This is a genomic window from Kitasatospora sp. NPDC059408, from assembly GCF_042751525.1.
In the GTDB taxonomy this organism is placed as follows: domain Bacteria; phylum Actinomycetota; class Actinomycetes; order Streptomycetales; family Streptomycetaceae; genus Kitasatospora.
In genome coordinates, this window is sequence record NZ_JBHYWI010000012.1 from 87,998 (window position 1) to 110,374 (window position 22,377).

The 22,377-nt window shown below is 73.6% G+C and carries 16 protein-coding genes; all 16 read right to left on the reverse strand.

Features of this window, described 5'->3' with window-relative positions:
- Positions 1-2: 2 nt before the first annotated feature.
- The 16 genes from ACFXDE_RS11060 to ACFXDE_RS11135 all read right to left on the reverse strand — a co-directional run bounded on the left by ACFXDE_RS11060 (position 3) and on the right by ACFXDE_RS11135 (position 22,156).
- Positions 3-1,286 (reverse strand): DUF4910 domain-containing protein, encoded by a 1,284-nt coding sequence (locus ACFXDE_RS11060; RefSeq protein ID WP_380493021.1) that lies wholly within the window; start codon positions 1,284-1,286, stop codon positions 3-5.
- A complete protein-coding gene (locus ACFXDE_RS11065) occupies positions 1,274-2,299 on the reverse strand; it encodes an NAD-dependent epimerase/dehydratase family protein (RefSeq protein ID WP_380493023.1) in 1,026 nt (341 codons plus the stop codon). Before ACFXDE_RS11065 ends, ACFXDE_RS11060 begins: the two co-directional genes overlap by 13 nt.
- Positions 2,300-2,303: 4 nt before the next feature.
- Entirely contained in the window at positions 2,304-2,966 is a 663-nt protein-coding gene (locus tag ACFXDE_RS11070; protein ID WP_380493025.1) for a PIG-L deacetylase family protein, read from the reverse strand.
- Positions 2,963-3,766, reverse strand: coding sequence for a glucose-1-phosphate cytidylyltransferase (locus ACFXDE_RS11075; RefSeq protein ID WP_380493027.1), 804 nt, complete (start codon positions 3,764-3,766; stop codon positions 2,963-2,965). Before ACFXDE_RS11075 ends, ACFXDE_RS11070 begins: the two co-directional genes overlap by 4 nt.
- A complete protein-coding gene (locus ACFXDE_RS11080; protein ID WP_380493029.1) occupies positions 3,763-4,995 on the reverse strand; it encodes a methyltransferase domain-containing protein in 1,233 nt (410 codons plus the stop codon). Before ACFXDE_RS11080 ends, ACFXDE_RS11075 begins: the two co-directional genes overlap by 4 nt.
- Positions 4,992-6,266, reverse strand: coding sequence for a glycosyltransferase (locus tag ACFXDE_RS11085; RefSeq protein WP_380493031.1), 1,275 nt, complete (start codon positions 6,264-6,266; stop codon positions 4,992-4,994). Before ACFXDE_RS11085 ends, ACFXDE_RS11080 begins: the two co-directional genes overlap by 4 nt.
- A complete protein-coding gene (locus ACFXDE_RS11090; protein WP_380493033.1) occupies positions 6,266-7,516 on the reverse strand; it encodes an O-antigen ligase domain-containing protein in 1,251 nt (416 codons plus the stop codon). Before ACFXDE_RS11090 ends, ACFXDE_RS11085 begins: the two co-directional genes overlap by 1 nt.
- Positions 7,509-9,026, reverse strand: coding sequence for a right-handed parallel beta-helix repeat-containing protein (locus tag ACFXDE_RS11095; RefSeq protein WP_380493035.1), 1,518 nt, complete (start codon positions 9,024-9,026; stop codon positions 7,509-7,511). Before ACFXDE_RS11095 ends, ACFXDE_RS11090 begins: the two co-directional genes overlap by 8 nt.
- Positions 9,027-9,036: 10 nt before the next feature.
- A complete protein-coding gene (locus tag ACFXDE_RS11100) occupies positions 9,037-10,986 on the reverse strand; it encodes an alginate lyase family protein (RefSeq protein ID WP_380493037.1) in 1,950 nt (649 codons plus the stop codon).
- Positions 10,983-13,169 carry a bi-domain-containing oxidoreductase gene (locus ACFXDE_RS11105; RefSeq protein WP_380493039.1) on the reverse strand — a complete coding sequence of 729 codons (2,187 nt, stop codon included), beginning with the start codon at positions 13,167-13,169 and terminating at the stop codon, positions 10,983-10,985. The genes ACFXDE_RS11100 and ACFXDE_RS11105 overlap by 4 nt, the downstream gene beginning before the upstream one ends.
- 60 nt (positions 13,170-13,229) lie before the next feature.
- Positions 13,230-15,137 carry an asparagine synthase (glutamine-hydrolyzing) gene (gene asnB, locus ACFXDE_RS11110; protein WP_380444992.1) on the reverse strand — a complete coding sequence of 636 codons (1,908 nt, stop codon included), beginning with the start codon at positions 15,135-15,137 and terminating at the stop codon, positions 13,230-13,232.
- 2 nt (positions 15,138-15,139) lie between these two features.
- Complete coding sequence (locus ACFXDE_RS11115) at positions 15,140-16,675, reverse strand: Wzz/FepE/Etk N-terminal domain-containing protein (protein ID WP_380493041.1); 1,536 nt, start codon at positions 16,673-16,675, stop codon at positions 15,140-15,142.
- The gene (locus ACFXDE_RS11120) at positions 16,672-18,036 is read right to left on the reverse strand and encodes a Wzz/FepE/Etk N-terminal domain-containing protein (RefSeq protein ID WP_380493043.1); all 1,365 of its coding nucleotides are present in this window, start codon (positions 18,034-18,036) and stop codon (positions 16,672-16,674) included. Before ACFXDE_RS11120 ends, ACFXDE_RS11115 begins: the two co-directional genes overlap by 4 nt.
- Positions 18,033-19,298, reverse strand: coding sequence for a glycosyltransferase family 4 protein (locus ACFXDE_RS11125; RefSeq protein WP_380493045.1), 1,266 nt, complete (start codon positions 19,296-19,298; stop codon positions 18,033-18,035). Before ACFXDE_RS11125 ends, ACFXDE_RS11120 begins: the two co-directional genes overlap by 4 nt.
- A complete protein-coding gene (locus ACFXDE_RS11130) occupies positions 19,288-20,625 on the reverse strand; it encodes a nucleotide sugar dehydrogenase (RefSeq protein ID WP_380493047.1) in 1,338 nt (445 codons plus the stop codon). The genes ACFXDE_RS11125 and ACFXDE_RS11130 overlap by 11 nt, the downstream gene beginning before the upstream one ends.
- Positions 20,626-20,728: 103 nt before the next feature.
- Positions 20,729-22,156 (reverse strand): sugar transferase, encoded by a 1,428-nt coding sequence (locus ACFXDE_RS11135; RefSeq protein WP_380444987.1) that lies wholly within the window; start codon positions 22,154-22,156, stop codon positions 20,729-20,731.
- Positions 22,157-22,377 lie beyond the last annotated feature (221 nt).

Sequence of the window (22,377 nt, forward strand, 5' to 3'; positions counted from 1 at the left end):
CGTCACGCCTTGATCAGACCGGCGCCGCACAGGGCGTCGGCCGCGGCGGCGACCGCGTCGAAGGGCAGCCCGGAGCGCTCGGCGACGTCCAGCAGGCCGTGCTCGCCGTCGGAGAGGCTGAGCACCCACAGCATCGCCATCTGGGCCTGCTTGGCGTCGCTGCGCCCGCCGAGGGACTCGTACAGTCCGCGCCGCCCCAACTGCGGTTCGCCGTACGGGCTGAGGTTGACGTAGCGCCGGTTGCGGTCGAGCACGGCGAAGGCCTCGCGGCAGACGGCGAGCGTGTCCGCCAGCGCCTCCGGGGAGACGAAGTCCGGGTTGTCCGCCGAGGTGTGGTACTCGGGGTAGCCGGCGTACGGGGTCCGGCTCAGCGAGCCGACGCCGAGGTCGAACCCGGGCGAGCAGTACTGCCGCTCGTCGTAGCCGTACGGGGTGAACTCGACGACGTCGTGCGGCCGTTCGGAGGTGCGCAGCACGTGCCGCAGCACCCGGTCGATCTCCGCGTCGCCGCGCCGGCTCTGCTTGTACGTCAGCCGTCCCCGGTCGCCCGCGCAGGCCAGCACCAGCCCGTGCTTGACCCGCTCGATCCGCTCCGCGTTGCGGGCCAGCCAGGTGATCGCCCCGATCGTGCCGGGCGCGTAGATGAAGCGGTAGGTGTAGTACGGGCTCCGCTCCGCCAACTCCCGTGCCAGATAGGTCGCCACCGCGACGCCCGCCATGTTGTCGTTGGCCAGCGCGGGGTGGCAGACGTGGCAGGAGACGATCACCTCGTCGGCGACCTGCCCGGGGACGACGTGCTCGGCGTAGGTGAGGTGGCCGTCCGCGAGGGTGGAGTCGATGCGCACCTCGTAGTCGCCGTCCGGCAGCCCGTCCAGGGTCTCCTGGGACAGGCAGAAGCCCCAGTCCGGCGCGTAGTAGCTGGTGCGGTACGGCACCCAGGCCGGGTGGTCCGGCAGGGTGTGCAGGTGTCCGCGCAGTTCGGACAACGGCATGGTCGCCGCCACCGGCACGCTGTAGCCGAGCACGTGCAGGCTGGACGCGGTGAAGTCGACGACCCGGTTGCCCGCGGCGTCGGCGACGTAGGCGTCCCGGATGTTCCACTCCTGCGGCACCGTCCAGTCGAGCACCTGCGTCCCGGTCGGGACCTCGTGCACCTGGAGCGGAACGTACTCGCCGACGATGTCCAGGGTGGCACGCACGCCGTCGCCGGTGATGCTCCGGCAGAGCGGGTACAGCCGCTCCACCAGTGCGTGCATCTCCTCGCCGAGCCCGGTCACCGGCGCCACCGCAGGGTCTCGTCGACGGCCCCGGCGGAGGACGCCTCGCGCAGCACGGCCAGCCGGGTGAAGCGTCGCTCGAAGTCCTCCCGGGTGAGCCCGAACGTGCGGTAGGCGTCGGCGAGTTCGAGCGCGCCCTGCTTCACCGTCCACTCGCAGTCGAAGCCGGGCAGCGCAGTGCGGAACCGCGAGAAGTCCACCCGGTACGACCGCGGGTCGGCGCCGTTCTCGCCGGTGATCACCACCTGCGCGCCGGTCACCGCCTCGGCGACCTGCTCCGCGATCTCGGCGACGGTGACGTTGTTCACCTCGCTGCCGATGTTGAACGCCCGGTCGTGCACCGCTTCGCGCGGCGCGGTCAGCGCGGCCGCGAAGGCGCGGGCGATGTCGGCGGCGTGGACCAGCGGGCGCCAGGGCGTGCCGTCGGAGAGCACCAGCACCTCGCCGGACAGGAGCGCGTGGCCCACCAGGTTGTTCAGCACGATGTCGGCGCGCAGCCGGGGCGAGTAGCCGAAGGCGGTGGCGTTGCGCATGTACACCGGGCTGAAGTCGCCGTCGGCCAGGGCGTGCAGGTCGTCCTCCACCCGCACCTTGGACTCCGCGTACGGCGTCACCGGGCGCAGCGGGGCGTCCTCGGACACCAGCTCGTCGCCGCCGGCGGCGCCGTAGACGGAACAGGTGGAGGCGTACAGGAAGCGGCGTACTCCGGCGTCGCGGGCCAGCTTCGCCAGCCGGACGGAGGCGTGGTGGTTGATGTCGTAGGTGAGGTCCGGCGCGAGCGAGCCCAGCGGGTCGTTGGACAGCGCGGCCAGGTGGATCACGGCGTCCACGCCGGCGACGTGGTCGGCGGTGACGTCGCGCAGGTCGACCCGCGTTCCCGGCGGGTCGGCGGGCTTCGGGCCGAGGACGCAGTCGGCGAACAGGCCGGCGTCGAGGCCGACGACCTCGTGCCCGGCGGCGGCGAGGACCGGGGCCATCACGGTGCCCAGGTAGCCCTGGTGTCCGGTCAGCAGTACGCGCATGGGTTCAACCCCCCAGGTTGAGAGTGCCGAGGTCGAGCGTGAGTTTGGTGGTGGCGAAGGCCTCGGCGTAGCGCGCGTGGCATTCGATGCCGCGGATCCGCGCGAGCCCGAGGAAGGCCTCGCGGTCGTACCAGGGGCGGTGCCGTTGCGAAGGGTAGTGCTCCTGCAGCAGCCGCACCTTCTGTTCCGCGGTCTCCGGGGTGAGCGGCTGGTAGGCGGTGGGCCGGCCGAGGTCGCCGTCCCACTTGACGATCTCGTAGCCGAGCACGAGGTGGTCGCGGAACGCGGTGGTCAGCAGTTGTGCCAGGCCGCGGTGGTCCTGGTGGGCGTCGTCGGTGCGCGGGGCGAGGATGAGGTCGGGCTCGGTCCGCCCGCGCAGTTCCTCGACGGCGGCCTTGGCCTCGTCCCAGTGCGCGGGCAGCCGGCCGTCCGGCAGCTTGAGGACGGTCAGGCGCAGGTCGGCGCCCGGGCAGAAGGCGGCGAGCGCGGCCTGTTCCTCCTGCTCGCGCTCGCTGCCGCCGCCGGAGAGGACCAGCGCGTCCACCTGGATGCCCGGCCGCGCGAGGCACATCGTCAGCAGCGTGCCGCCGGCGCCGATGGCGATGTCGTCGCAGTGCGCCCCCACGGCGACGATCCGGTCCAGGCGCCCCGCGCCGAGCCGGATCACGCCTTGGCTCCCACGGTGTTCGCGCCGTCCCGTTCCCACACGGCCCACGGGCGGTCGCCCCGGGCGTAGGCGAGGTCGAGCGCGGCCCGCTCCTTCACCGTGTCGGTCGGCTTCCAGAAGCCGCGGTGCTGGTGCGCCACCAGCCGCCCCTGCTTGGCGAGTCGGGCGCAGCCGTCGGCGACCAGGTCGCCGTTCTCCGGGATGTGGTCGAAGACCTCCTGGCGGAGCACGAAGTAGCCGCCGTTCTCCCACAGCGGCATGTCGCTCACCGCGGTGATGCCCCCCACCAGGCCGTCCTCGCCCAGGTCCACGCAGTGGAAGGAGGACTGCGGCGGCACCACCATCATCGACGCGCCGGCGTCGCGCCGGGAGAACCGCTCGATCATCTCGGGCAGCGGGGCGTCGGTGAGCACGTCGGCGTAGTTGGCGAGGAACATCTCGTCGCCGTCCAGGTGGTGGCGCACCCGGCGCAGCCGCTCGCCGATCGGCGACTCGATGCCGGTCTGCGCGAAGGTGATCGTCCAGGACGATATGTCGGTGGACAGCAGCTCGGTCTTCCCGTTGCGCAGCACGAAGTCGTTGGACGTGGTCTCTTCGTAGTTGAGGAAGAAGTTCTTGATGTGGTGGGCCCCGTACCCGAGGCACAGGATGAACTCCGTGTGCCCGAAGTAGGCGTAGTAGCGCATGACGTGCCAGATCAGCGGCCGCGGACCGACCATCGCCATCGGCTTGGGCACGTCGTCGGACGCTCCGCTGCGCATGCGCAGCCCGTAACCTCCGCAGAACAGGACGACCTTCACCGCTTCACCTCGACGATGCTGAGTTCCGGGATGGGGAAGACCAGCCGGCCGCCCCACTCGTGGACGAAGGACAGTTGCTCGACCAGCTCGTCGCGCAGGTTCCACGGGAGGACGAGGACGTAGTCGGGCCGGTCGGCCGCGATCCGCTCGGGCGCCAGGATCGGGATGCGGGTGCCCGGGGTGAACCTGCCGTGCTTGTAGGGGTTGCGGTCGACCGTGTACGGGAGCAGGTCGGGCCGGACGCCGCAGTGGTTGAGCAGGGTGTTGCCCTTGCCCGGGGCGCCGTAGCCGACGACCGTCTCGCCGCGCTCGGCCGCGTCGACGAGGAAGCGCAGGAGGTCCCGGCGCACCTTGGCCACCCGGGCGGAGAACTCGGTGTAGCCGGACAGTTCCTGGAGCCCGGCGGCCTTCTCCCGGTCCAGCGCCTCGGCGACCCGCCGCGTCGGCTCGCCGGCCGCCTCCACCGGCCGGGCCCACAGCCGGATCGAGCCGCCGTGGGTGGGCAGCAGCTCGACGTCCACGAGCGCGAGTCCGCCGCTCGCGAGCGCCCGGGTCGCGGACGCGACCGTGTAGTACTGGAAGTGCTCGTGGTAGATCGTGTCGTACTGGTTCTCCTCGATCAGGGTCAGCAGGTGCTGCACCTCGATGGAGACCCAGCCGTCGTCGGCGACCAGGGCGCGCAGACCCTTGGTGAAGCCGACCACGTCGGGGATGTGCGCGTACACGTTGTTCGCCACGACCAGGTCCGCCGGGCCGTGTTCGGCGCGGACGGCCGTGCCGGTGGCCTGGTCGAGGAACGCGGTGAGCGTGGGCACGCCCGCGTCGCGCGCCGCGGCGCCGACGTTGACCGAGGGTTCGATGCCGAGGCAGCGGATCCCCCGCTCCACCACGTGCCGGAGCAGGTAGCCGTCGTTGCTCGCGACCTCGACCACGAAGGCGTCGGGGCCGAGGCCCACGCGCTGGGCGGCGCCGTCGACGAACGTCCGCGCGTGCTCCACCCAGGAGGTCGAGTAGGAGGAGAAGTACGCGTACTGCGTGAACGTTTCCTCCGGCGTGATCAGCGGCGGAATCTGCGCGAGCCAGCACTCGGTGCAGACCCGCAGATGCAGCGGGTACGTCGGTTCCGGCCGGTCCAGTTCGTCCGCGGCGAGGAAGCTCTCGCACGGCGGTGTCGCCCCCAGGTCGACGACGCTCGTCAGCGCCCCCGATCCGCACAGTCGGCATGTCATCTATTGCCCCCACTCCTGCCCGCGCGGGATCCCCGTCGCGGGCCTGCGTTGTCCGTTCCCTGCGGCGGCGCGCCCTCGGCGCCGCCGGACCGACCCGCGATCGCGGTGCGGTACCCCTCCACCAGGCGCTCCAGCCCGACGGCCGGGCTGAACCCCTGCTCGTAACGGCGCCGGGCCGCCAGTCCCATCTCCCGGTTGCGCGCCGGCTCGGCCGTGATCCGGCGCAGGCCGGTCGCGAGCGAGGCCGCGTCGCCGGGCTCGTGCAGCAGCCCGGTCACGCCGTCCTCCACGAGTTCGACGAAGGCGCCGTGCCCCGCGGCGACGACCGGGACCCCGGCCGCCATCGCCTCCACGACCACCAGGCCGAACGCCTCCAGCCACGTCGAGGGCGCCACCACGGCCACCGACCGCGCGACGGCCTCCCGGCACTCCGCCGTGTCGTACAGGCCGGCGAACCGCACGTCCTCCCGGCCCGCCGCCCACGCCGCCACCTCCGGCTCCAGCGGCCCCGCGCCGGCGATCACCAGCGGCACGCCCACGCCGCCGTCGGCGGCGATCGCGTCCCACGCGGCCATGAGCAGCCGCACACCCTTGGCCTCCGCGAGCCGGCCGAGGTAGAGCACGTGCTCACCGGCGCCCGTGCGCCGAACGCCCGGCTCGGGCACGAAGTTGTGCTTCACCGCCAGCCGTCCGGACGGCAGGCCGGCCCGCACCAGGACGTCGCGCTGCGCCGCCGAGATGCAGAAGAACTGCTCCACGCCGGACCACCACCGCCGCCGGTTGACCGCCAGGCTCACCGCCAGCGGCACCGTCGCCAGCCGGGAGCCGCGGTAGCACCCGTGCCGGACGGCGGGCAGCGGCGACCCCCCGACGCACTCGGTGCACGGCCGCCCGTCCCGCTGCAGCGTGCCCGGCGGGCACACCTGGGTGTAGTTGTGCAGCGTCGCGACGGCCGGCACGCCGGCGTCGGCGCAGGCGGCCAGCACCGCGGGCGACAGCAGCGGGAAGACGTTGTGGACGTGCACCACGTCCGGCCGCTCGCGGCGCAGCCGGGCGGCGAGCTCCGCGCGGACCGCCGGGTTCCACGGCACCAGCAGCGGCACCGCGACCTTGCCCGGCAGGGACCGGGCCCCGATGTCGTCACTGCGCCGCTCGAACAGCTCGACCCGGTGGCCGGCCCCGCGCAGCAGCCCCACCTCCTGGTCGACGACCTTGTTCTCCCCGCTCGGCTGCGCCGAGGAGTAGCGGTTGTGCACCACGAGGACGTGCATCAGGTCACCTCCGATCTCTGGGCTCGGTGCAGTACGGGTCTTGGGAGTTCAACCGGGGCGGGTGCGGCCAGCAGCCCGGCGGCCACGGTCAGGTGGAGCAGGTACGGCGAGGCGTCGCCCAACCCGGCCTCGGTGTAGGAGGCGATCGCGCAGTAGCCGATCAGGAAGATCGCGCAGGCCCGCGCCAGCGAGGGCGGGCGCAGCAGCGCGACGCCGCCCAGCACGATGATGATCGCCGCCACGATCGCGACGCCCGCCAGGCCCTGTTCGTTGTAGACGGCCAGCCAGCTGTTGTCGATCGGCAGCCCGCCGAAGGACTTGTCGCCCAGTCCGGCGCCGAACAGTTGCTCCGTCGTCGTCCGGGGCGCCGCGAGCAGGGCGTCCCAGACCTTGGCCCGGCCGGTGAGGCTGGAGAAGTTCTCCTGGCTCTGACCGCGCAGGAACCACGCCTGGAGCAGGGAGCCGAGCGCCACGGCGGCCACGGCGGCGCACAGCACCGCCCGGGTGAAGAACCGGCGGGCGGCGGCGCTGGTCAGGACGAGCGAGCCGATCGCCAGGGCCAGCCCGAGGATCAGGCCGAGTGTGGCCGTCCGGGTGTGGGTCAGCGCGAGCAGGACGAAGGAGGGCACGATGACGGCCGCCGCGCTGCCCCTGGTGGTCCGCCCGCCCAGGAGGAGCAGCACGGTGAGCCCGATGATCACCGCCGCGTACTGGCCGATCTGCGGCGGGGTCAGCGGCCACAGCGCGCCGACCAGCCGTCCGCCGTAGAGCTCGGGCATCGCCGCGCCCGGTGAGACGACCAGGCCGGCGGCCACCGAGGCGAGCACCGCGGAGTACGCCCGGATGTGGTGGCGGACGAACGTCTCGCCGCCGTCCCACCACCGGCTGAGCAGCCACAGCGTGCCGACGAAGAGCGCCAGCCGGAAGCAGCGGAACAGCGCGCCGAAGCCGGACTCCAGGTGCGCGCTGGAGATCACGCTCAGCACCAGCAGCACGGTCAGCAGGAACAGGTAGGCGCTGGGCCGGATCCGCAGCCGGAGGTCGAGGACGAGCGCCAGCGCGAACGCGGACACCAGCGAGCCCATGGTGACCATCTGGATGAGGGAGCGCGGCAGCGGGATGACGGTCTGCGCGCCGGCGGAGCCGAGCGTGTTGAGGATCAGCAGCGCCCAGACCGCGCCGACGGCCCTGGGCGTCGCCGGGCCGCCCTGCGGCCCGGCGTGCGTGAGGTCCCGGGTCACCTCAACCACCGGCCTGGGGTTGGTAGGTGCTGCCCGTGTCCTGCTGGTAGGGCTCACCCTGCCACTGCCCGAAGTCGAGCGTGCGGCTCGGGTCGTGGGCGACGAAGCTCCACGGTCCGAGGTAGGCGTTGTCGTGCCAGCGGTTCTGCTGGCCACCGGTGATCGCCTCGGCGACCGACTGCCCCTTGTACGGCGACCAGTCCGGGTAGGTGCCGTAGTTGGCCAGCACCGCCATGCGGCCGCACTTGACCGTGCAGCCGACGGCGGACGGGTGCAGCACGAAGCGGTTGCCGTGGATGTCGACCCGCTGGGTCTTCCACCGGCAGTCGTCGTGGAGCGGCGCGGTGGCGATCGCCGGCTGGGCGCAGCGGGCGGTGTTCTTCGCCAGGAGCGTGCAGTCGCCGGAGGAGGTGTTGGCCGGGCTGTTGCAGAAGCGGTCGGCGTTCTCCCACAGGGTGATCCCGGACCAGTTGTCCTCCAGGACGTTCCCGTAGATCTCGATCCTGTCGGTGCGGGCGGGGATCCGCGGTTCGCCGCCGGACTCCGAGAGGTAGACGGTCGCGTACGGGAAATCGTCGCCGCGGTCGGCGGAGCGGCGGCCCTCGACGACGTCGTTGCGCCGGATCGTGTTGTTGCGGATGACGGCGTTGTAGCTGGTCTCGTAGATCAGCGCGGCACCGTCGTTGGCCTCCAGGACGTTGTCCTCGATGCGGAAGTCGTTGTTGTTGGTGTCCGCCCACAGCCCGGGGCCGCGGTTGTCGTGCACCCAGTTGCCGCGCACGTCGGCGCCGTTGACGGCCCAGAACTTGACGCCCCCGGTGCAGCCGCAGCCCGGCTGGCGCTGCTCCCACTGGTCGGTGTCGTTGCCCGTGATCTCGTTGCCCTCGACCACCAGGCCGCCGACGGGGGCACCGGACTTGTACGCGTTCATGCCGTACTGCCCGTTGTTCTGGAGGCAGTTGGCGCGGACCTGCTGGTGGGCTCCGGCCATCAGTCCGGCGCCGGAGTTGTCGCGGATCGTCGCGTGCTCGATGACCCACCCGTCGGCCGAGTCGTGGTTGACCACGCCCTCGTTCTGCGGCGCGTTGAAGCCCTGCACGGTCAGGTAGCGGATCGTGACGCCCGCGGCGTCGCCGCCGAACGCGTACTGGTTGGTCTTCACGCCGTCGAGCACCGCGCCCGGTGCTCCGAGGTAGGTGTCCCCCTCCTTCGGGACGACCTGGGCGTACCGGTCCGCTTCGAGCTTGTGCGTCCCCGGCTGGAGCCAGAACGTGGTGTGCGGGGGGCTGCTCTTGGTCTTCGCCGTCAGGTCGCCGACCACCGCGGGGTCGACCGTCACCGCGCCCGCGGGCGCGGCGGCCGGACCTTCCCCGGGGTGGGCGCACACCTGGGCCGCGGCCACGGAGCCGGAGGGCGTGGCGGTCGGCTGCGGCGAGGTGTCCGAGCCGCCGCTCGTACAGCCGGTCGCCAGCAACAGGACCAGCGCCGGCGCCCCCCAGTGCCGCTTCTTGATCCCCACCCCTCCCCCCTCAGTCCCGGAATCCGAGCACGGTGGTGAACCGCCCGGTGCCGTCGGCGAATCCGGTGCCGACGAGCGTGGTCGCGGGCTCCTTGCGCCCGAAGCCGGCCGAGTACCAGCCCAGCGGCGGGTCGGTCTCGCCGCGGTGTGCCCGCCAGGACAGCTGTCCGGGCAGGTCGAGCACCGCGGAACGGCCCTCGCCGTCCCGGGTCCAGGTGAGCAGGGCCCGGTGCCCCGTCAGGTCGGCAGTGATCGCCGGGCCGAGGTGGAAGGCCAGACGCACGGCCCGGCGCGGGCCGCGCACCTCGTCGACCACCCGCAGCTCCCGGGTGGCGGCGGTCAGCTCCACCCGGCGGCGGTGCACCGAGTCCTGGTAGCCGTCGTGTTCGGCGCTCCAGCGGGCCACGCTCCCGTTGAACGTGTCCGCGGCCAGGACGCGGCTGCGGGCGTGCCGGGTCCACAGGAACGGGCCGCCGGAGACGGACTGGTCGCCGCCGTCCAGCTCCAGGGTGTTGTGGCCCAGGGTCGAGCGGAAGTAGCTCCGCCACTCGGGCTGTCCGTGGTAGCAGAACGTCCCGGGGTCGGCGAGCACCTCCACGCCGTCGTGCCGGACCTCCACGGACAGCGCGTCCGCGTGGGCGTGCGCGGCGATGGACAGGAAGCCGTGCGGACCGCCGTCGCAGCGGCACCAGATCTCCCCCGGGCCGCGCAGGATGGTCATACCGGCGTCGGCGAAGTGGCCGGGCCGGCGTGCCGGGCGGGTGACGGCTCCGCTCTTCCCGTACGGGCGGATCAGCGCGGCCAGCAGCGGGGTGCGCACGTCGCCGCCGGTCACCGCCGGCCACCAGGCGAGCCGGCCGAACACGGCGTCCCCGGTGGCCAGCAGCGAGGCCCAGCGGTCGGTGCCGGGGCCGTCCAGGACCAGGCCGTACCCGTCGTCCGCGTCGCCCTGGCGCGGCGGCCGCAGCCGGTTGTCCACGACGGCCGCGAGGGCGTCGGTCATCCGCAGCAGGACCAGCCGGACGGACGCCGGGACGGGCACGGCGGCGGCGTCCGCCTCGGCCAGCGCGGCGAGGCCCAGCTCCAGGACGAGCCCGTGGTACTCGGTCGCCAGCTCGCGGTTGAGGCCGGACGGGAAGGTGTTGCCGCGCAGGTGCCGCTCCAGCGAGCGCAGCGCGCCGGACCGCCAGCGCTCCGAGGCCGGGAACCAGCCGAACGCGCAGGCCGCGGCGAACTGCCCGGCGGCCTCGGCGATGACGTGGTTGTTGGCCGAGGACCCCCGGCTGGGGAAGGCGGCCAGCCAGCGCTGGTGGTGCCAGATCTGCTCCAGCGCCACCGGGTTGCCCTCGAACAGCCCGGCCGCGCCCGGCCAGCCGTCGAGCAGCCGGCGGATCCACACCCAGGACAGCAGCCGGATGCCCAGCTCGATGCCGCTGATCCAGTGCACGCCGCGCAGCGGCGGGTTGGCCGCCCACCACGACCGAAGGTGCGCGGCCACGCGCTCGGCGTAGCGCTCGTTCCCGGTGAGGGCGTAGGCGGCGGCGAGCACGGTCAGGTACTGGTGCCGGGAGGGCTCCCAGATCTGCTTGATGTCCCCGACCGCGTCCTCGTCGCGGTAGGGCACGTCGAAGGCGTAGCCGGCCGGGGCCCGGCGCCCGGTCTTCGGGTCGCGCCACCAGTCCGGGTCGGCCAGGTCGTCGCGGTCCACCCCGAAGAACTCGGCGTACCCGTCCATCAGCCGGTCCGCCTCGGCGACGAGTCGCTTCGCGGCCTCCGCCGGCACCGCGGCGATCGCCCCGGCGGGCAGGACGGCGGTGAACCGGGCGCCGGTGACCTCCGGGCAGGGCGGCGGCTCCGAGCGCCACCGCCGCCTGCGCACCGCGTCGCCCGCCCGGCCGCCGACCTCCCGCGGCCCCATCCGGGACAGCCGCCGCAGGTACCAGCCCGCGCTCATCGTCATCGTGCCCGCTCCAGCGCCACCGGCACGCCGCCGGCCAGGCCGGTCTGCACGGCGAGGGTGGCCGCCGTGGTGGCGACCAGCGACTCCAGCGGCACCGGCATCGGCCCGCCGGTCCGCACCGCCCGGACGAACGCGGCCAGCTCGTTGGACTGGCCCTTGTCCCTGGCCTTCGGCAGCCGCGAACTGACCCACCGCTTGCCCCCGTACACCGAGGCGCGGACGAAGTCGTCGAGCTTCAGCACCTTGCCGTCCGCGACGAGGTCCAGCGTCTCCTTGGGGAAGCCGGACGCGCCGGTGGTGACGTAGCTGATGGTGGCCGTGGAGCCGTCCGGGTAGCGCAGCACGACCTGGAGGTCCTCGTTGCCGGCCGAGGCCACCGCGTACACCGAGACCGGGTCGGCCTCCAGCAGCCAGCTCGCCGTGTCGATGAAGTGCCCGCCCTCGCCGGCGAACCGGGAGCCCTCGGTGCCCTGCTGGAGGTACCAGCTGCCGTGCTGCAGGCGGCCCGCGTTGACCAGGTAGCGCAGGCTCGCCGGGCCGCTCCGCGCGCCGAACCGGGCCTTGGCCTCGCGCAGCAGCGGCGAGAACCGGCGGTTGAAGCCCACCTGCAGCCGGTCGTTGCCGGACTCCGTCACGGCCGCGAGCACGCCCGCCAGGTCGTCCTCGGTGAGGGCCAGCGGCTTCTCCACGAACACCGCCTTGCCGGCCAGCAGCGCCCGCCGGGTCAGTTCGGCGTGCGAGCTGTGCCGGGTGACCACGAACACGGCGTCGATGGACGGGTCCCCGAGCACGCCGTCCAGATCGGTGGTCGCCCGGGCGAAGCCGAACTTCCGCTGCGCGTTGGCCGCCGAGAGCGCCGTCGTGGTGACGACCGTGGACAGCGCGACGCCGTCGCGCCCGGCCAGGTGCGGCAGCAGCATCGACGTCGCGTAGTTCCCCGCGCCGACGAACGCCAGCCGCACCGGCGTGTTGACGGGACGGGACGGCGCGGGTGCCCTGGTCTCGACGCGCACCTCCGGCACCGCCATCACCGGGGCCTCCGCCGTTCCCTCCCCCTCGGGCCCGGGGTACCGGAAGAGCACGGCCACGGCCTTCAACTCGCCGTCCTTCAGGCGCCGGTACGTCTCGACGGCGTCGCCGAAGTCGGCGATGTGGGAGATCAGCGGCTCCACGTCGACGCGGCCCCGGGCGACGAGGTCGAGGAAGCACGCGAGGTTGCGGCGCTCGGTCCAGCGCACGTAGCCGATCGGGTAGTCCCGCCCCTCCAGCTCGTACTCCGGGTCGTAGCGCCCGGGGCCGTACGAGCGGGAGAACCGGACGTCGAGCTCCTTCTCGTAGTACGCGTTCCAGGGCAGGTCCAGCCGGCACTTGCCGATGTCGACGACCCGGCCCCGGTCCCTGGCCAGCGCGGCGGCCAGCTCGACGGGCTGGTTGCTGCCGCCGCCGGCCGCCAGGTACACCTGGTCCACGCCGTGACCGCCGGTCAGCTCGGCGACGGCGCCCGCCACGGCCGCGGAGGCGGGATCGCCGCAGGCCACGGCGCCCAGGCGCGCAGCGAGTTCGCAGCGCGCCGGGTCAGGGTCGGCCCCGACGACGCGCACCCCCGCGGCGGTGAGCAGCTGCACCACCAGCTGCCCGATCAGCCCGAGCCCGATGACCAGCGCCACCTCGCCGAGCTGCGGCTCGCCCTGGCGCACGCCCTGCAGCGCGATCGACCCGACGGTGCCGAAGGCCGCGTGCCGCGGCGCGAGGCCGTCCGGCACCGGGACGTAGAGGTTCTTCGGCACCCAGTTCAGCTCGGCGTGCAGCGCGTGCTCGTTGCCCGCGCAGGCCACCAGGTCGCCGGCCTTCACGTCGTCGACCCCGGCGCCGACCTGCTCGACCACGCCGCACAGCGAGTAGCCCAGCGGCGTGTAGGAGTCCAGCTTGCCCATCACCTTGCGGTAGGTGGCGGGCAGTCCGTTGGTGGCCACGCTCTGCATGACCTTGGCCACCTGGTCCGGCCGGGAGCGGGCCTTGCCCAGCATCGACATCCCGGCCTCGGAGACCTTCATGAGCTCGGTGCCGGTGGAGATCAGCGAGAAGGCGCTGCGGACCAGCACTCCGCCCGGCTTGCAGCCCGGCACCGGCACGTCGAGCACCGACAGCTCGCCGCTCTTGTAGTTCTGCACGACCTGTTTCACCCGAAGTCCCCTTGTTCCCATGTCGTCACGTCGTCACGTCGTCGCATTCCGGCCGCGGCCTCAGCCGGAGGTCGCGCCGCGGTACCAGTACTCGAGGGTCAGCACGTGCCACAGGTGCTTGGAGTAGTCCTGCTGCCCGGCGGCGTCCGCGGCGACGAGCCGCGCCAGCGCGTCCCGGCGCAGGAACCCCGACCGGACGAGCACGCCGTCGTTCACCACCTCGCGCACCAGCGGCGCCAGGTCCCGGCTCATCCAGGCCCGCAGCGGCGCGCTGAACAGGCCCTTGGGCCGGTACACGATCTCCCGGGGCAGGACGGAGGTGGCCGCCTCCTTGAGCACGGCCTTGCCCTGCCGTCCGACGATCTTGCGGTCACCGGGCACCGCGAACGCCGCCCGCACCACCTCGACGTCCACGTACGGCACCCGCACCTCGGTGGACGCGGCCATGCTCGACCGGTCCGTGTAGGCGAGGTTCAGGCCCGGCAGGAACATCCGCGCGTCCCCCAGGCACATGCGGTTGACGAAGTCGTCGAGGTCGTTGTCCCCGTAGACGTCCGCGTGCTCGGTCAGCACGTCGTCGACCGTCCCGGCCAGGTCCGGGTCGACGAGGGCGAGCAGCTCGGCCCGGTCGTACATCGTGTAGCTGCGCCGGAACGCCGTCTCCTCCGGCAGGTCGGCGAAGGAGAGGAACCGCTTCGCGAACCGCACCGAGCGGAACCCCCGGGTGGCCGTGGCGACCGGAAGCCGGTCCACGGCCGCGGACAGTCCGCGCCGCAGGGGCCGCGGGACGCGCTGGTAGCGCAGCGCGAGCCGGTTGGCCAGGTGCTTGCGGTAGCCGGCGAACAGCTCGTCGGCGCCCATCCCCGAGAGCATCACCTTGACCCCGGCCTCCCGGGCGGCCGAGCAGATCAGGTAGGTGTTGATCGCGGCCGGGTCGCCGATCGGCTCGTCCAGGTGGTACGTCATCCTCGGCAGCAGGTCGAGCACGTCCGGGGCGATCTCGATCTCGTGCAGGTCGACGCCGAACCGCCCGGCCACCTGCCGGGCGTAGCGGAGGTCGTCGGGCATGGCCTCGAACCTGGCGTCCTCGGCGCGGAAGCCGATCGTGTAGGCCGAGATGCCGGGCCGGTCGCGGGCGGCCAGCGCGGTCAGGTAGCTGGAGTCCAGCCCGCCGGAGAGGAACGTCGCCACCGGCACGTCGGAGAGCAGGTGACGCCGGGTCGACTCCTCGACGATGGCGGCGAGGTCCGGCCGCTCGCCGGCCAGGGCCCGCTCCCGGCCCTCGGCGGCGACGTCCCGCAGGTTCCAGTACCGGCCGCGCTCGACCCGGCCGTCGGGCCTGCACCGGAGCCAGCTGCCCGGCGGCAGCTTCTCGGCCTCGCGGAAGGCGCACCGCGAGTCCGGCACCCAGTAGTAGAGCAGGGAGGCCACCAGCGCCGCGTGGTCCACCTCCAGCGACCCGCCGGTGGCGGCGGCCAGCGCCTTGAGCTCGGAGGCGAACACCAGGCCCCCGCCGCGCCGGACCAGGAACAGCGGCTTGATGCCGAGCTGGTCGCGGACGAGCACCAGCTCGCCGGTCCGCTCGTCGAAGATCCCGAACGCGAACATGCCGCGCAGCCGGGGCAGGCAGTCGGTGCCCCAGCGCCGCCAGGCCTCCAGCAGCACCTCCGTGTCGGAGGTCCCGCGGAAGCGCACGCCGGCGGCGGCCAGTTCGGCGCGCAGCTCGGGCGCGTTGTACAGCTCGCCGTTGTACGTCAGGACGAGGCCGTCCGAGACCATCGGCTGGGCGCCGGTCTCGGAGAGGTCGACGATGGCCAGCCGGCGGTGCCCGAGCTGCACGTCGCCGTCGCCGACCGGGTGGCCGTAGCGGCCGGCCCCGTCCGGGCCCCGGTGGGCGAGGGTGTCGGTGAGCAGGTCGGTCACGGCCTTCCCGTCCGGCCACCGGTACGTTCCCGCGATGCCGCACATGTCTAGCCCGCCTCCTGGTCGTTGTCCGGGACCGGTGCGGTCCTCGTCGGTTGTCGTTCCGTGCGCCGGCGGCCGGTCCCATCGCGCCTGGGCGGGCGGGCTCGCCGGCCGCGCGGCGCGGCGTGCGGCCCGTCCCAGAGGGTGCCGTCGGTCCGGTCCCGCGGGTCGGGGTCGATCAGCACCACCCCGATCACCGGGATGCCCTGGTCCGCGAGCTGCCGGGCCACGGTGTGCAGCCAGGCGGCACTGCCGTGCCCGGCCCGCACCACGAGCACCGTCCGGGTGCCGAGGTGGCGGAGGTCGGTCCACGCCGTGCCGGGCGCCACCGAGCCGACGCCGAGCCGGCGCTCCTCGGGCGGCACGGCCCCGGCGCGCCCGCCGACGACGACGGTCGGATCCCCCGGCCTGGCGCGGCGCTTGGCGAGCTGCGGGCCGGGCAGCCCGTCGACGACGACCACCGGCCCCTCCTCCTCCGACGCCAGTTCGCCGGCGAGGTCCAGGGCGATCACGCTCGTGGTGCGCGCGCAGCCGAGTTCCAGCAGCGACACGGCGTCCGCCGAGCCGCGCACGCTGCGGGCCAGGGTCGCGGTGAGCCGGGTCCTGGCCGCCCTGGTCCGCCGACGCTGCCACCGCCCGACGGACCTGCGGGGCACGCCGCGCAGCTCCGCGATGACCGAGGCACCGAGGTTCGCCGCGATCTCCCGGCGCAACACCGGGCGGTCCGCCACCACCGCGCCGACCGCGGCCACCGCGAGCCCGAGGACGAGTCCGAGGACGAGCCCGAGGGCGGCGTCGGTGGCGGCGGTCTTGGGCAGCGACTGCCGCACCGCGCGCGGGGCGTCCACGATCTGCGTGCCGGCGACGAGCCGGGGCGTGCCCACGCCCGCCTCCGCGGCGCGCTGACTGAAGTCGGCGATCCGCGACATGAGTTCGGACCGGCTGGTGTCGAGCGACTCCCGGCTCGCCGCCGTCTTCGGGTCGTTCTGCTGCGAGGCCTCCCCGATCGACTTGTTGACCTGGGCGAGTTCCTCGCGCAGCCGGTCGCGCTGGTCGAGGTAGGCCTTGGCCTCGGCGTCCGCGGCCTCCTGGATCCGCCGGACGTGGTCCGCGACGAACGCGTCGGCCAGCGCCTTGGCCCGGGCCACCGCCTCCGCGTCGCTCGTGCCCGTCACGTTGATCTGCAGGAGGTTGTTGGTCAGGCCGGCACCCGCGTAGTCCCGCATGAAGTCCTCGGGCTTCTCCGCGGATCCGAGGGCCTGCAGGGCCTTGCCCGCGATGCCCGTGGTCTGGAGCAGCGCGGCGTCGGTGCGGATCAGCGTCCCGGGGTCGTTCGGCTGGTCCGCCTGGTGGGCGACCAGCACCTTGACCGTCGCGCTCGGCGCGGGCGGCCGCAGGACGGCCACCGCCGCACCGGCCAGCAGCCCGAGCAGCGCCATGACGCACCACAGTCGGCGGCGCCTGCGCACCGCGACCACCAGCGACTGCAGATCCAGCAGCGGGGCGGGGGCCGACGGCTCCGGCGTCGTACTCGTCGTCACTCCGGGCCCCTTCTCGCGTCGTCGCCGACGGCGAGCACCGGCACGGCACCCTCCGGGTGGCGGTCGGCGGAGCGCCCTGCTCGGGCCAGGACCGGCTCGGCGACGACGACGCCGACGACCTCGTGGCCGGCGTCCGCGCACGCCCCGGCGACGTCGGCGAGCTCCCCCGCGGTCCAGTCGCCCGCGCTGAGCACGACCACGGCGCCGGACTCGCCGTCGTGGTCCGACACCAGCGGCCGGGAGACCGACACGTCCACCGCCCGCAGCACGGGATCGCCCGCTGCCTCTGCGACGAGCTGCCCGGCGGCCCGGCGGGCCGTCTCGTCGCCCTCCGGGACGACGACCAGCAGCCGCCCGGGGGACGGCAGTCGGTCCCGCAGGCGGGCGCACACCCGCCGGTAGCGGAGCTGCCGGCCGGCCTCGTCGCCGGAGACGCGCGGGGCCGGCAGGTCCCACCGGACGTCCGTGCCCAGCAGCCGGCGGACCAGGGCCCGGGGGCCACGGCCGTCGGCCCGGTGGGCGGACCGGTCACCGGGGACGTCGACGGCACCGAGGAGCACCGAGCCCAGCGCCGCGGCGATCTCCGGTCCGGTGCGCAGCCGGCGGCTCGTCCGCCCGGCGGCGAGGTGGCCGACCAGCGCGACCAGGAAGAACAGCAGCGCCCCGGCGGCGACGAGCTGAATCCTCGTCGGCGGCGCCTCGCCGGACGGCCGGGGCGCCGACCCCATGACGACCATGTTGGCCTTGTTGGCGGCCGGGTCGACCTGGTCCAGCTTCTTGATGGCGTCCTGCAGGGCGGTGCGCAGCTTCGCCAGCTCGGTACGGGTCGACACGCTGTCCACGGTCTGCCCCGGACCGGCCGCGGCGGCGAGGTCGCTGATGTTGCGGCCGGCCTGCAGCACGAGCTGGCGCAGCGCCTCGGGCTGCGCCGCCTCGGGGTCGGTGCTGTCGCCCGCGACGTGCGAGGCGAACGCGACGAACTGATGGGCCACCTGGTCGGAGAGCTGCTGCGCGCGCTCCGGGGTCTCGGCCGTGCCCGAGATCTTGATGATGTTCCCGTCCGACGCCGTGGCGCTCACCCGGTCCTGGAGCTTGGTGCCGGTGACGCCGGTCCAGCCCAGGGTGGCGGCCGCCCGGTCGACCACCACCGAACTGGTCGCGATCTGGGCCTGCGTCAGCAGCTCGCGGTCCTGCCACACCCCCGGCAGCAGGACCGACGCCGACGTCGTGTAGCGCGGCGGGAACAGCAGGGACGTGCCGTACCCGACGAGCGCACCCACCACGGCGAGGACGGCCAGGAGCCGCCACCGCCGTCGGAGGATCCGGCCGACCGTGACCAGGCGTATCGTTTCGTCGCTCAACGCCGAGGCCTTCTCCCTGCCCGACGGCCCGGGGTGCGGCTGCCGTTCACGAGCGGGCGGCAGGCGGCGGCGTAGGCGTCGAGCAGCGCGCGCTGGGAGTTGCGCCAGGCGAGCGGCCCGTTGATCCGTTCCTGGCCGAGCTTGCCCATCCAGGCCCGCTTCTCCGGATCGTCCATCAGCAGCGCGACGAGCCGGGCGAACTCGGCCTCGTCGTTCGCGGGCGCGTAGACGGCGGCGTCACCGGCGGAGACCCGTGCCTCCCGCAGGTCGAACGAGACGATCGGCCGGCCCATGACCATGTACTCCAGGACCTTGTTCATGGTCGACACGTCGTTGAGCGGATTGCGCGGGTCGGGCGAGAGGCACACGTCCGCACTGGACAGGTAGCGCACCAGGTCGGCGTCCGGGACGCGCCCGGTGAACTCCACCTGCTCCGCGAGCCCGAGCCGCCGGGACAGCGCCACCATCTCGTCGAAGGTGTCGCCACCGCCGACGAACACCGCGTGCCAGTCGGTCCGCCCGAGGTCGTCGCGCAGCTTCGCGAGCGCCCGCAGGGCGTAGTCGACGCCGTCCTGCGGGCCCATCACGCCGAGGTAGCACAGCAGATGGGGCTTGCCGCGCTTCAGCTCCGGCTCGGGCTCCACCGGCCGGAACCGCTCGGTGTCGGGCGCGCTGCGCACCACGAACACGTCCTCCGGCCGCAGACCGCCGCGGCGCAGCGCGACGTCCCGGTAGCTCTCGTTCGTCGCGAGCACGACGTCCGCGGCCCGGTAGGTCAGCCGTTCCAGTGCGCGCACTCCGCGGTAGAGCAGGTCCTCGCCGCGGTCGAACCGGGACAGGTACAGCTCGGGCACGAGGTCGTGCTGGTCGAAGACGAACCGCGCGCCGCGCCGCTTCAGCCACAGGGCCGGCAGGAACAGCAGGTCGGGCGGGTTGCAGGCGTGGACGACGTGGACCGGGCCGACCTTGCGGGCCAGCCGGGCCGTGTGCCACAGCGCCGTTCCGTACTCCCGCAGGTAGCCGGCCGGTCCGCCGGTGGCCGCGCGCAACGGGTAGCGGTGGATCCGCACCCCGTCGATCTCCGCCTCCGGCTCGGTGTCCCGCTTGGTGCCCTGCGGACAGATGACGTGCACCGTCCAGCCCGCGTCGCGCAGCGTCGTGCACTCCTGCCACACCCGCCGGTCGAACGGCACCGACAGGTTCTCCACCAGGACCAGCGCGCGACGGCCCCGCCCGTCGCCGCCGGCCGCGTCACCAGGCAAGGCCCGCGTACCCCGGCTCGGCCCGGCGCGCCTCGGCGTCGGGCAGGCGGACGAGGTCGACGATCGCCGGGCCGTCACCGTCGGCGCCGCCGTGCGGCAGCGCGGACAGCACCGCGGGGTCCTTCGTCCCGACCACGCACACCTCGGCGTGGTCGAGCACCTCGTCGACGGACTGGGCGAGCAGCTGCGCGAGGTGCGGCAGCCGGGTCTCGATGTACTCGCGGTTCGCGCCGAGCAGCCGGGAGAGGTTCACGTTGGGGTCGTAGATCCGCAGGTCGTAGCCCTTGCCGAAGAGCCGCTCGGCCAGCTCGACGAGCGGGCTCTCGCGGAGGTCGTCGGTGCCGGGCTTGAAGGACAGGCCGAACAGGCCGACCCGGCGCTTGCCGGTGCGCTCGACCAGCTCCACCGCGCGCTGGAGGTGGTCGGCGTTGGAGGCCAGCACGTGGGAGAGGATCGGCACCGAGACGTCGGCGCGCCGTGCCGCGTGGACCAGGCTGCGCAGATCCTTGGGCAGGCAGGAGCCGCCGAAGGCGAAGCCGGGCCGCAGGTAGGCGGGGCTGATGTTGAGCTTGCGATCGGCCAGGAACACGTCCATCACCTGGTGCGAGTCCACCCCGAGCGCCTGGCACACCGCGCCGAACTCGTTGGCGAAGCCGATCTTGAGGCCGTGGAACGCGTTGTCCGCGTACTTGATCGCCTCGGCCGTCGGGACCGGCACCCGGAACACCTCGCCGGGCAGCTCCTCGTACAGCGCCGCGACCACGTCCCCGCTCGCCGGGTCGAGCTCGCCGATGACGGTCTTCGGCGGGTCGAAGAAGTCCCGCACGCTCGTGCCCTCGCGCAGGAACTCCGGGTTCACCGCGACCCCGAAGTCCGTCCCGGCCGTGCCGCCGGCGTGCTTCTCCAGGATGGGCACCAGCAGGTTCAGGCAGGTGCCCGGGAGCATGGTGCTGCGGAACACGACGGTGTGCCGCCCACCCCGCCCGCCCCGCTCGGCCACCACGGCGCCGATCTGCTCGGCGACCCGCTCCAGGTACGTGGTGCACAGGCCGCCGTTGGGCTCCGACGGCGTGCCCACGCAGACCAGCGACACCTCGCTGCCCAGGACCGCCTCGCGGACGTCGGTGGTGGCGCGCAGCGCCCCGGTCCGCACCATCTCGGCGATCAGGTCGCCGATCCGCTCCTCGACCACCGGGGCCTTGCCGTCGTTGACCAGGTCGACCTTCACCTGGTTGACGTCCACGCCGATGACCTCGTGCCCCAGACTGGCCAGGCACGCGGCCGACACGCAGCCCACGTAGCCGAGCCCCAGGACGCTGACCCTCATGACCCGTTCCTCCCCTCGGGCAGGCCGATCCGGCCTGCCGTCCACGTGCCGTGCCGTGCGTTGTCGTGCCGTGCGTTGTCGCGTCGTGCGGGGCCCCTGGCGGCTAGTACGCCCCCTGCCCCTGGAGCACCGCCCGCAGGGTCTTCCACAAGATCACCGTGTCCAGGGCCAGCGACCAGTCCTCCACGTACCGCAGGTCCAGCCGCACCGCCTCCTCCCACGGCAGGTCGCTGCGCCCGCTGATCTGCCACAGGCCGGTGAGCCCGGGCTTGACGAGCAGTCGCCGCCGGATGTCCGGTCCGTACGCGGCGGACTCCTCCGGCAGCGGGGGCCGCGGGCCGACCAGCGACATCGACCCGGTGAGCACGTTGAGCAGCTGCGGCAGCTCGTCGAGCGAGTAGCGGCGCAGCACCCCGCCGACCCGGGTCACCCGCGGGTCCCGGCGGAGCTTGAACAGCAGGCCGGCGCCCTCGTTGCGGTCGGCCAGCGCAGCCCTCGCCCGGTCCGCCCCGGCCACCATGGTGCGGAACTTGACCAGGGTGAACTCGCGGCCGTCCTTGCCGACCCGGTGCTGGCGGTAGAACGCCCCGCCCCGGCTGTCCGCCAGCACGAGCAGCCCGACGAGCAGCATCAGCGGCGCGAACAGGACCAGCAGGACAGCGGCGCCCAGCCGGTCGACGACCTCCTTGACGGCCCGCCGGCCCCCCGTGAAGGTCGGCATGCTGACCCGCAGCATCGGGATCCCGAGCACCGCGTCGACGTGCAGCCGCGGTCCGGCAACCTCCATCAGCACGGGGGCCACGACCATCTCGGCGTCGCTGCCTTCGAGCTTCCAGGCCAGCCGCTGCAGCCGGTCCGGCGTCCAGTACGGGTCCGGGGTGACGGCGACGACCCGGTAGCCGTCGCGGCGGACGTGGTTGGCCACGTCCGTCAGCCGGCCCACGACCGGCACGCCGTCCAGCCGGTCACCGCCCAGCCCGAGGGCGTACGGCGTGCAGACCGCCTCCACCCGCCAGCCGAGGTGCGGGAACTTGCGGGTCCGGGCGATCAGGTCGCGCATGGTGGCCGGGCTCCCGGCGGCCAGCACCGGGCGCAGGCACCGCCCTTCTTTCCGCTGCTTGTGCAGCCACAGGCGCAGCAGGTACCGCTCGGTCATGGTGACGCCCGTGATCGCCGGGATCGCGACGAAGATCCAGAGCTTGATGTTGGTCGAGGTGAGGGCGATCCCGCCGAGCGACAGGACGACGGCCGCCGCGAACAGCGCGCGTCCGAGCCGGCGGAACTCCTCGGCCCCTTGGCCGAGCACGGCCGGCGCCCACGACCGGGTCGTCGCCAGCGCCGCGAGCACCAGGAGTTCGGTGCCGAAGGCGAGGATCCCCCACTTCTCGTGCCAGTTGGCCGCGTCCCTGACCCCGAAGAACCCGCCGATCGCCGCCACCACGAAGGCGGTGGTCACGGTGTCGCCGATGATCACCGTACGGCGGTACTGCTGCTCCCAGTCACTCTCGGGCCGCCCGATCCTCCCGTTCACCGGGCGCCCCCGCACCGCCTGGAACGGGCGGACTAATTCCCCCTCCCCCTGCTCGACAGCCCCTTCCAGGTCACCAGTGGGTTCGACGTGCTCGCTCCACACGATTCCTCCCCCCGGGAGGCTCGCGCCTCCCGCACCTGATTCCTCCCCTTCGGGAGGCCCCGCCGCCTCCCGTGCCGCGCTGTTCCTACCGCCGGGAGGTCCCGCTCCCGGGCATGGCG